The organism is Microcella sp., assembly GCF_030645145.1.
GTDB lineage: Bacteria > Actinomycetota > Actinomycetes > Actinomycetales > Microbacteriaceae > Microcella.
Window position 1 is genome coordinate 1 of sequence record NZ_JAUSMI010000037.1, and the last position, 8,406, is coordinate 8,406.

Consider the following 8,406-nt stretch of genomic DNA (forward strand, 5'->3'; position numbering starts at 1 on the left):
GGGAACGTCGCCGGCTGCGGCGAGGGCTCGTCGGCGCGCGGAAGGGCGCGACCGATCACGACGTCGAGGCGGTTGCCCTGCACGCCGATGAGGACGTCGGCGTCGACGTGGCGGGCCGTGCGGCGGATCTGGTCGACGTCGACGATGCGCGGGGTCGTACCGACGAGCACGCAGACCTCGCCGTGGCCGTTCCAGCCGAGGGCGGCGATGCGGCTCGGGAGCTCGTTGTCGTACTCGCCGCTGAGGATCGAGTCGACGACGAGGGCCTCGAGCCGGGCATCCCACAGCCCTCTCGCCTCAGCGGCGCGCGCGTAGACGTCGGCGGCGGCGAAGGCGATCTCGCGGCTGTACAGCAGGATCGCCTCGCGCAGGCTCTGATCGCCGCTCGTGACGCGGTCCTCGACGACCTCGACGGTGACGCGGATCAGCTGCAGCGTCTGCTGGAGGCTCACCGAGCGCAGGAGCTCGCGGGGGGCCGCGCCGAAGACGTCGGCGGCGATCCACGGCTGCGAGGTCGGGTCCTCGTACCAGCTGATGAGCGAGCTGATCCCGGCCTGGGCGACGAGGCCGACCGCCGATCGGCGGCTCGGCGGCATCTCGCGGTACCAGGGCAGTGTGTCGTCGAGCCGCTTGAGCGTCGCGGTCGCGAGCTCGCCCGAGATGTTGCGCAGGTACTGCAGGGTCTGGGCCTTCGTCATCGACGCCACGACTCGTCCCTTCCTCGGACCGGTCGGGGCCCCGCGAGTCGCGGGGCCCCGGTTGGTGCTGATGCCGCTTACGCCTCGCCGCCGGCGGACCCGGTGGTCCCGGCGGTGACGTCGTGCAGACGGTACTGCTCGATCGCCTTCGCGACGACCGACGGGTCGAGCTCGCCGCGCCGGACGAGCTGCTGCAGCGTGCGCACGACGACCGACGGACCGTCGATGTGGAAGAAACGGCGGGCGGCAGGGCGCGTGTCGCTGAACCCGAAGCCATCGGCTCCGAGGGTCGCGAAGTCGCCCGGCACGAACTGCCGGATCTGGTCGGGAACGGCGTGCATGAAGTCGGTGACCGCGACGAACGGCCCCTCGGCTCCCCGGAGCTTCTCGGTCACGTACGCCGTGCGCGGCGCCTCATCGGGGCGGAGGAAGTTGTGCTCGTCGGCGGCGAGGCCGTCGCGACGGAGCTCCGTCCACGAGGTGACGCTCCAGACGTCGGCCGAGACGCCCCAGTCCTTCGCGAGGAGCTCCTGCGCCTCGAGCGCCCACGGAACGGCCACGCCCGAGGAGAGGATCTGCGCCTTCCGGCCCTCGTCGCCGCCCCGCTTGAGCAGGTAGATGCCCTTGAGCAGTCCCTCGACATCGAGACCCTCGGGCTCGGCGGGCTGGACGTGCGGCTCGTTGTAGACCGTCAGGTAGTACATGACGTTCGGGTCCGGGTGCTGGCCGCCGTACATGCGGTCGAGGCCCGCGCGCACGATGTGGCCGAGCTCGTAGCCGAACGCCGGGTCGTACGTGACGACGGCCGGGTTCGTCGAGGCGAGCAGCGGCGAGTGGCCGTCGGCGTGCTGCAGGCCCTCGCCCGTGAGCGTCGTGCGGCCGGCGGTCGCGCCGATGATGAAGCCGCGCGCCATCTGGTCGCCCGCCGCCCACATCGCGTCGCCCGTGCGCTGGAACCCGAACATCGAGTAGAAGACGTAGACGGGGATGAGCGGCTGGCCGTGCGTCGCGTAGCTCGTGCCCACGGCGGTGAAGGCCGCGAACGCGCCGGCCTCGTTGATGCCCGTGTGGATGATCTGGCCCTGCGGGCTCTCCTTGTAGGCGAGCAGCAGCTCCCGGTCGACGCTCGTGTAGTGCTGGCCGTTGGGGTTGTAGATCTTGGACGTCGGGAAGTAGGCGTCCATGCCGCACGTGCGCGCCTCATCCGGGATGATCGCGACGATGCGCTGGCCGAACTCCTTGTCGCGCAGGAGGTCCTTGAGCAGGCGGGCGAACGCCATGGTCGTGGCGACCTCCTGCTTGCCCGAGCCCTTCTTCACGATGTCGTAGACGCTCTTCTCGGGGAGCTTCACATCGACGTACTTCGAGCGCCGCTCTGGCAGGTAGCCGCCGAGCTCGCGCCGGCGCTCGTGAAGGTACTGGATCGCCGGGTCGTCGTTCCCCGGGTGGTAGTACGGCGGGCGGTACGGGTCGGCCTCGAGCTGCGCGTCGGTGATCGGGATGCGCATCTCGTCGCGGAACTGCTTGAGGTTGTCGAGCGTGAGCTTCTTCATCTGGTGGGTCGCGTTGCGGCCCTCGAAGCTCGGGCCGAGGCCGTAGCCCTTGACGGTCTTCGCGAGGATGACCGTCGGCTGGCCCTTGTGCTCCTGCGCGGCCTTGAAGGCGGCGTAGACCTTCCGGTAGTCGTGTCCGCCGCGCTTGAGCTTCCAGATCTGGTCGTCGGTGTAGTCGGCGACCATCGCGGCGGTGCGCGGGTCGCGCCCGAAGAAGTGCTCGCGGATGAACGCGCCCGACTCGGCCTTGTAGGTCTGGTAGTCGCCGTCGGGGGTGACGTTCATGAGGTCGCGCAGGGCGCCCTCGTGGTCCTGGTCGAGCAGGGCATCCCACTCGCGACCCCAGATGACCTTGATGACGTTCCATCCGGCCCCGCGGAAGAAGCTCTCGAGCTCCTGGATGATCTTGCCGTTGCCGCGCACCGGGCCGTCGAGGCGCTGGAGGTTGCAGTTGATGACGAAGTTGAGATTGTCGAGGCCGTCGTTCGCGGCGAGCTGCAGCGCGCCGCGGCTCTCGACCTCGTCCATCTCGCCGTCGCCGAGGAACGCCCACACCTGCGAGTCGTCGCCGTCGACGATGCCGCGGTTGGTGACGTACTTGTTGAGCTGCGCCTGGTAGATCGCGTTGATCGGGCCGAGGCCCATCGACACGGTCGGGAACTGCCAGTACTGCGGCATGAGGCGAGGGTGCGGGTAGCTCGAGAGGCCGCCCGTCGGGTGCGACTTCTCCTGACGGAACCCGTCGAGCTGCTCGGGGCTCAGGCGTCCCTCGAGGAACGACCGGGCGTACATGCCGGGGGAGGCGTGGCCCTGGTAGAAGATCGCGTCGCCGCCGTTGGGGTGGTCGGCGCCGCGGAAGAAGTGGTTGTGGCCGACCTCGTAGAGCGCGGCGCTCGAGGCGTAGGTCGAGATGTGGCCGCCGACGGCGATGCCCGGGCGCTGAGCGCGGTGGACCGTGATCGCGGCGTTCCAGCGGATCCAGGCGCGGTAGCGGCGCTCGAGCTCCTCATCGCCGGGGAACTCGGGCTCGTTCTCGGGCGCGATCGTGTTGAGGTAGTCCGTCGTCGGGACCATCGGCACGCCGAGGTGGAGCTCCTTCGAGCGCTTCAGCAGGCTGAGCATGATCTCGCGCCCGCGCTGCGGCCCGTGCTGCTGCACGAGGGCGTCGAGCGACTCGTTCCATTCGGCGGTTTCCTCCGGATCCGCATCCATGGTGTGCACCGAGTACGGATCCTGGTCGTTGACCGTCACCCTGAACCTCTTCCTGGTGGTGATTAGGGGGAGTGTGTCGGCGCCGCGGACCGGGTCACGGTCACGCGGACAGGCGAACCATCCCACTCTAGACCCGCGGGCCCTCGTGCTCGCCGAGGCGGCGGTAGCCTGCACGAGTGCCTCTCGCCGTCGACTCGCCCGCCCCGTCCTTCGCTCTGCGCGACCAGTTCGGGCGCACGATCGCGGTGCCGGATGCCCGGCTCGGGCGCGCCGTGCTCCTCGTGTTCTTCCCGCAGGCGTTCACCCCGACGTGCACGGATGAGCTGCGGTCGCTCGCGGCCGAGCGCGCGGCCCTGGAGGCTTCCGACGTCGCCGTCCTCGCCGTCTCGGTCGACTCGATGGCGACGCTCCGCGCGTTCGACGACGCGGAGGAGCTCGGCCTGGCCCTGCTCTCGGACTTCTGGCCGCACGGCGCGGTCGCCGACTCCTACGGAGCCTTCCTGCCGGATCGCGGCTGGGCCGATCGCGTGTCGGTGCTCGCCGATGGCAATGGGATCGTGCGCGCGGTCGCCGTCGGCTCGGAGGACGAGCCGCGCACCGCCGAGACGCATCGCGCGATGCTCGCGGCCTTCGACGCGCCGGCTGACGAGCGCGCGGCTCGCGGCTAGGCTGACCGCGCGGGCTCTTAGCTCAGCTGGTAGAGCGCCTCGTTTACACCGAGGACGTCGGGGGTTCGAGTCCCTCAGGGCCCACCGATTCCGCGATCCGCAGCGCGGCATCCCGCGTTCGCGGGGCGGCCTCGGTCCGGGTGGTGCGACGCGTCGATGCATGGAATGCTCACGCGGATGGTGGACGATTCGATGGCGATGTGGGATCGCGAGGCGGCCACGTTCGATGACGCTCCGGATCACGGACTCCGCGACCCTGCCGTCCGTCGCGCCTGGTCCGAGCTGCTGCTCCCGCTCGTGGGAGGTCCGCGCCGTCGAGTGGCCGATCTGGGATGCGGGACGGGCACGCTGTCGGCGCTCCTGGCCGATGAAGGCGGCCACGTCGTGCACGGGGTCGACATCTCACCGGAGATGATCGAACGCGCGCGGGCGAAGACCGAGCACGTCGTCCCGCGACCCGTCTTCACCGTGGCGGACGCCTCCGACCCGCCCCTCCGATCGCGGGCATTCGACGTCGTTCTCTGCCGGCACGTCCTCTGGGCCATGCCCGATCGGGACTCCGCGCTGCGGAGATGGGTCGATCTGCTGGCACCCGGCGGCGCGCTCATCTTGATCGAAGGGCGGTGGAGCACCGGAGCGGGGATGACCGCCGCCGAGTGCACCGACCTCGTCCGCAGTCTTCGCGACACCGTCGAGCTCCGCATGCTGGACGACCCCGCGTACTGGGGCGGCACTACCGACGACGAGCGCTACATCGTCTACAGCCCCGCGGCACCCGGCAATGTCCCCGATGTCGCGGGTGTCGGCGGTCGCCGCTAGCGTCGCCGCCGGGGCGCGCCGGCGCCCGGAGGGGGAACGGATCCGTGCCCGAGAGCGTCGAGCAGTGGTGGGCGCGCCGGCAGTGGACGACCGGCCGCGAGGTGCCCTATCCGATCGGGCGCTATCGGGATGCCTGGGCTCCGTTCGCAATGCTCGTCGAGCAGTTCCGCCCCGACCGCAATCGCGAGCTCCTGCTCTCGCAGGTGCCACCCGCCGCCGAGGTCTGGCTCGTCTGGGTGTGCGCGATCGGGCACGAGTTCGTCGCGACGCCCGCCGAGCAGCGCGCGCGACCCGGTCGCTCGCGCTCGAACCGCTCGTGGTGCCCGGTGTGCTCGGTCCCCGGGGCGCTGCCTTCGGGCGGGAAGTGGCCGCGGCCGGCGCCCGCGTCCGCACCGCGGGAGCCCGCCGTACCGGAGATCGCCGCACCGGAGACCGCCGCGCGCACGCCGCGTCTCGCGCGCCGCCCGCCGCGGCACATCCCTGCGGCCGCCGCGGCCCTGCCGACCGTGCGCGCCGACGACGTGGCCGTGGGCCGTGCCTTCCGCAGCGCGATCGCCCCCCGAGCGACCTCGGCGACCGAGGGGGCCGTGCGCGTCGCGATCGAGGCCCGCCTCGCCGTCGACCTGACCCCGAACGCCGTGCGCGTCCGGACGCCGTTCTTCGATCGCCTCGAGGTGTGGCCCGACATCGTCATCCCCGAGCTCGCGGTCGCGATCGAGCTCGACACGATCGGGCGCAATGCCGACGAGCACATCGGTCGGCGCGAATCCGTCGATCGCCGGAAGGACCGCCTGCTGCGCGAGGTGGGGTGGGAGGTCGTCCGGCTGCGCGTCCGCCCGCTCCGCCCGCTCGGCCCGTTCGACCTCGTCGTGCCGGGAATGTCGCAGCGGGCGATCGACGCGCTCGTCGACCGCATCGGCGAGGCGCGCAGTCCGCTCTTCGTCGACGCCTACCGACGGCAGGCGTGACCCGCGGCGGAGCCTCGGAGGGCGGGGCCGACTAGAGGAACAGCGCCCAGAGCAGCGCGAAGAATGTGAGCACGAAGATCGTGGGCGTCACGAACCGGACGATCTCCACGCCGCGCCCCATCGCGACGATGCGTCGCGAGAGCGTGCTGGAGGAGGGGAGCGAGCGGAGCGATTCGATGATCGCGCGCCCCTCGCTCGCCGCGGCGAACTGAGTGATGGCGCCGAGCACTCCGGAGGCGAGCAGGATGCCCGCCGCCGCGAGGCGCACGGGCAGCTCGGTCTCGGCGAGCCCGTCGACGAGCATCCACACCGTCACGGCGAGGAGGAAGGTCGGTGCGAGCTGCGACACGATGATGTGCCAGCGGGCGGTGTTCCACTGGGCGATGAGCTCGGACTCGGTCAACGGGGGCTCCCTGGGTCGTGCCGGCGGCTGATCGAGCCCTCGCTACGATCGGCTCAGCCGCGATCGCGGCGATGATCATCAGAGTAGGGGAGCGGGCCGTGCGTTCAGCGCTGTGGGCGCTCGTGGCGGCGAGCATTCTCTGGGGCACGACGGGCACGGCCGCGAGCTTCGTCGATGACGGCGTCAGCCCCGTGGCGATCGGGGCCGCGACGATGGCGATCGGCGGCGCTCTGCTCCTCTCGATCAGCGCGCGCGGCGCCGTCGCGGCTGTGCGCCGCCCGGACGCCCGTCGCTGGCTCCTCATCGGAGCGGTCGGCGTCGTCGTCTACCCGCTCGCCTTCTACTCGGCGATGGATCTCGCGGGCGTCGCGATCGGCAACGTCGTCGCGCTCGGCTCCGGTCCGCTCTTCGCCGCGCTCCTGGAGCGCGTCATCGACGGCCGTCGACTGACGACGCGATGGATGCTCGGCGCGAGCGCCGGGATCGTCGGCGTCGCGCTGCTCGTCGTCGGCGGGCACGGCGGCGCGGGCGCCGCTGATGCCTCTGCCGTCCCGCTCGGCGTCGCGCTGGGGCTCGTCGCCGGGGGGGCGTACGCGCTCTACACCTTCGCCTCCGGGCGCGTGATCGGTCTCGGCGTCTCGAGCCGCTCGACCATGGGAGCGGTGTTCGGGCTCGGCGCGATCCCGCTCGCGATCGTCCTGCTCGCGACCGGCGCGCCCATCCTGGAGTCGCCGCAGAACGTCGCGATCATCGGCTATCTCGCCGTCGGGCCGATGTTCCTCGCGTACGTCCTGTTCGGATGGGGGCTGCGCTCGATCCGCAGCTCGACGGTGACCGTCGTGACCCTCCTGGAGCCCCTCGTCGCGACGATCCTCGCCGTGCTGATCGTGGGCGAGCGGCTGGACGCCCTCGGGTGGGTCGGGCTCGTTCTGATCCTGCTCGGCGTGACCGTCGTGTCCACGGCCCGTCGCCCCGTTCCGGCGCCGTAGCGCCCCTATCATCGGGGCATGGTCGACCCCCTCGAACCCGACGACGGAGACCCGGCTCTTCCGCCCGGTCCCCGCCGATCGACCTACACCCCGCCCCCCGCCGGCGCCGAGTACCGCCCCGGCTCGCTCACCGGCGACGCCGTTCCGCTGCCCGCCGAGCCCCCGACCGTCGGGGCCGTCTCGACGGAGCCGCCGCCGTCGGCGATCGTGGTGCCACCGGTGGCACCAGCCGCGGAGCCCGAGCGCGTCCTCTGGCAGGTGCAGGGCTCCGACTCGGTACCGGAGCCCGTCGCCACGTCCTCCTCTTCGCCCGCCGGGATCCGCGGGCAGACCGCCCCGGTCTCCGCGATCGACCTCGCCGAGATCCCGCCGCCGCCGTCGCGACTGTCCCTCTCCGACGCCGAGCTCGCGTCCGTCGTCGACCCTGCGTCGGCCGCTCCTGGGAGCACGGCCGAGCTCATCGACCTCTTCGAGGAGCAGTTGACCCTCCGCGCCGAGGAGGCGCAGCGCCTCTCCCTGTGGGAGCAGGCCGTGCGCGAGACGGGCCTGCCGCAGGCCGACGAGATCGTCCAGTCGGTGCGCAGCGCGTTCACCGGGCTCATCGACGTCATCCCGGCCGCGGCGTCGACCGACGACCCGTGGGCGCGGTACCCCGGCGAGATCGCACCGCCCGCACCCTCCGCTGACGACCACGAGCCGCTCGTGATCCCGCCGATCTCCGCGCCGGAGTCCGAGCCCGAGCCGGCCCCCGAGCCCCCGTCGGGCGACGCACCCGCGCTCGAGCTTGCACCGCCGCCGCGGACCGAGCCGGAGGCGCCCGCCTCGCTCGCCGGCGTTCTCGCCGATGCGCCGCCTCCCTTCGGGCTCGTGCCGTCCGCGGTCGTCCCCCCTCCTGCCGACGATGCGGCGTTCGCCCGCACTCCCGAGCCGCCCGAGCTCGAGCAGTCTGCCGAGACCGAGCAGCCGCCCGCGCTCATCGAGCCCAGCGTCGAACCGCCCGAGGAGGAGCCCGCCCCGCGCGCCGCTCGACCGATGCCGTCCGCTCCCATCGGCGCGCCGACCGGCCCGATCCTGACGAGCCCCGCAGCCGTCGCGG

At 72.1% G+C, this 8,406-nt stretch carries 6 protein-coding genes, 1 tRNA gene and 2 pseudogenes; 6 read left to right on the plus strand and 3 right to left on the minus strand.

What is annotated here, in order from left to right; all coding sequences use genetic code 11:
- A pseudogene (locus Q7T15_RS02220) lies at positions 1–698 on the minus strand (PucR family transcriptional regulator); the annotation flags it as partial.
- 77 nt (positions 699–775) lie between these two features.
- Positions 776–3,502: a pyruvate dehydrogenase (acetyl-transferring), homodimeric type gene (gene aceE, locus Q7T15_RS02225; protein WP_304692845.1), complete on the minus strand. Its 2,727-nt coding sequence runs from the start codon at positions 3,500–3,502 to the stop codon at positions 776–778.
- A 137-nt stretch (positions 3,503–3,639) separates the two neighbouring features.
- Between aceE and Q7T15_RS02230 the strand changes: the two genes are divergently transcribed.
- The 4 genes from Q7T15_RS02230 (at position 3,640) to Q7T15_RS02245 (ending at position 5,918) form a co-directional block, all read left to right on the plus strand.
- Complete coding sequence (locus Q7T15_RS02230; protein WP_304692847.1) at positions 3,640–4,131, plus strand: redoxin domain-containing protein; 492 nt, start codon at positions 3,640–3,642, stop codon at positions 4,129–4,131.
- A gap of 11 nt (positions 4,132–4,142) precedes the next feature.
- Positions 4,143–4,215 (plus strand) — tRNA-Val (locus Q7T15_RS02235).
- 93 nt (positions 4,216–4,308) lie between these two features.
- Positions 4,309–4,950 (plus strand): class I SAM-dependent methyltransferase, encoded by a 642-nt coding sequence (locus Q7T15_RS02240; protein WP_304692849.1) that lies wholly within the window; start codon positions 4,309–4,311, stop codon positions 4,948–4,950.
- Between the two features lie 44 nt (positions 4,951–4,994).
- Positions 4,995–5,918 (plus strand): hypothetical protein, encoded by a 924-nt coding sequence (locus Q7T15_RS02245; RefSeq protein WP_304692851.1) that lies wholly within the window; start codon positions 4,995–4,997, stop codon positions 5,916–5,918.
- A 31-nt stretch (positions 5,919–5,949) separates the two neighbouring features.
- On the opposite strand, the gene Q7T15_RS02250 is transcribed toward Q7T15_RS02245, so the two are convergent.
- Positions 5,950–6,321, minus strand: coding sequence for a hypothetical protein (locus tag Q7T15_RS02250; RefSeq protein ID WP_304692853.1), 372 nt, complete (start codon positions 6,319–6,321; stop codon positions 5,950–5,952).
- A gap of 98 nt (positions 6,322–6,419) precedes the next feature.
- Here Q7T15_RS02250 and Q7T15_RS02255 point away from each other — a divergent pair, with 98 nt between their 5' ends.
- Both Q7T15_RS02255 and Q7T15_RS02260 read left to right on the plus strand, forming a co-directional pair.
- Complete coding sequence (locus Q7T15_RS02255; RefSeq protein ID WP_304692855.1) at positions 6,420–7,310, plus strand: DMT family transporter; 891 nt, start codon at positions 6,420–6,422, stop codon at positions 7,308–7,310.
- Positions 7,311–7,328: 18 nt separating this feature from the next.
- A pseudogene (locus Q7T15_RS02260) lies at positions 7,329–8,406 on the plus strand (hypothetical protein); the annotation flags it as partial.

Coding starts and splice junctions, on each gene's coding strand:
- Q7T15_RS02240 (WP_304692849.1), top strand. CDS start 4,309: ATGGTGGACGATTCGATGGCGATGTGGGATCGCGAGGCGGCCACGTTC.